This window comes from Micromonospora radicis, assembly GCF_003583405.1.
In the GTDB taxonomy this organism is placed as follows: Bacteria; Actinomycetota; Actinomycetes; order Mycobacteriales; family Micromonosporaceae; genus Micromonospora; species Micromonospora radicis.
This window is the reverse complement of sequence record NZ_QXEC01000076.1, coordinates 1-322: the sequence shown is the minus strand read 5'-3', so window position 1 is coordinate 322 and position 322 is coordinate 1. Positions and strand designations below refer to the sequence as shown.

Annotated in this window: 1 protein-coding gene; it reads left to right on the top strand. The window is 74.5% G+C overall.

The genetic code is table 11. From position 1 onward, the window contains the following. Positions 1-322: hypothetical protein (locus tag D2L64_RS27430; protein WP_199714830.1), on the top strand; the 322-nt coding region annotated here is incomplete at both ends.

Below are 322 nucleotides of genomic sequence, written 5' to 3'. Positions count from 1 at the left end.
ACCGCCCTCGGCACGGTCACCACCGCGGAAGCCGCCCTCACGACGGTCACCGCCGCGGAAACCGCCCTCGGCACGGTCACCACCGCGGAAGCCGCCCTCACGACGCTCACCGCCGCGGAAACCGCCCTCGGCACGGTCACCACCGCGGAAGCCACCCTCACGACGGTCACCACCGCGGAAACCGCCCTCGGCACGGTCACCGCCACGGAAGCCGCCCTCACGACGGTCGCCGCCCTCACGACGGTCACCACCGCGGAAGCCGCCCTCACGACGCTCACCGCCGCGGAAACCGCCCTCGGCACGGTCACCACCGCGGAAGCCG